Origin of the sequence: Paratractidigestivibacter sp. (assembly GCF_052362415.1) — a bacterium.
Classification (GTDB): Bacteria; Actinomycetota; Coriobacteriia; order Coriobacteriales; family Atopobiaceae; genus Paratractidigestivibacter.
Window position 1 is genome coordinate 1,206 of record NZ_DAWEMK010000180.1, and the last position, 1,088, is coordinate 2,293.

Below are 1,088 nucleotides of genomic sequence, written 5' to 3' on the forward strand. Positions count from 1 at the left end.
ACCTTGACGGCGTCGGCGGGCAGGCGGCTCACGCGCAGGTAGTCGGCCGTGCCGAAGGTAACGTTCGAGGCGACGGCGAACATCGGCATCGGGTTTTCCTCGAAGGCCTCGTTGTCGCAGGGGTCGAGCTCCTCCTGGATCGTCTCGTAGACGAACTTGCCGCCCGCGATGTCGCCCGTCTTTGCGAGCGACTGGAAGCTCATGAAGCGCTTGTCGTCGCGAAAGGCGAGCATGATGCGCATGGTGCGGCCGATCTGGCCGCTCTTGAAGCTGACGGCGTTCAGCGCGCCGGCCGAGACCCCCCACACGCTCGAGAACCCGGTGAGCCCGCGCTCCATGAGGACATCGAGCACGCCGGCGGTGAACATCCCGCGGAACCCGCCGCCCTCGAGCACGAGCGCCGGGGCGGGGCCGGCCGCTGTCTCAAGCTCGATCGCGTCCTCGAGCTCGGCGGCCATCGCTTCCTTGATCTGGGCATCCATATCCATGGCGGGCTCCTTTTTTCGGCGGGGCTTCTTTGCGAAGCCGGCGCCGGACTTGACGCTGTGTCTACACCCTTACCACAGTACCCAAAATGAACGAGGGCCCGCTCCCCCATTCGGGGTGCGGGCCCTCGCGATTCGCTTATGGTGGAGGTGCGGAGAATCGAACTCCGGTCCAAAGCAAGCCCCCGAAAGGTGTCTCCAGGCTCAGTTGCCGGTTAGGTCTCGGCCGCCGCGCACCCGTCAACCCGCGCTTGGCGACCCAGTTGGTTCGGTCTTTTTGCTCGGCATACCAACCACGTCCGAGCAAGCATCTCCCTAAAATGACGTCGCCGCGGGAACGGGAGCGATCCCCGCATTGACGCGCCGCTAATTAATTAAGCAGCGAGAGCCAGAGGCTCATAAGAATAAGTGTCGTCAATTCAATTTGACGGTACCCCTGTTTAACGTGGCGAGGAGACCACGGCCTGCTGCCCATCTCAGGCCCACCCTGTCGAAACCAGTCACCCCCACGAGATGGAATGGGGACGCTGCCACCATGATGCGAATATCAAGATTCGGCCGCTCGCGCGGCGTACAGCCGATTGTACCCAATATCTGCAAAGA

General features: G+C 63.0%; 1 protein-coding gene and 1 other RNA gene. Both read right to left on the reverse strand.

Going from position 1 to position 1,088, the window contains the following annotated elements:
• The coding region (locus ACT84W_RS10630; protein ID WP_444329195.1) for a patatin-like phospholipase family protein at nt 1-488 on the reverse strand (488 nt) is incomplete at its 3' end.
• A 139-nt stretch (nt 489-627) separates the two neighbouring features.
• Nucleotides 628-993: a transfer-messenger RNA gene (gene ssrA, locus ACT84W_RS10635) on the reverse strand.
• Nucleotides 994-1,088: the final 95 nt, after the last annotated feature.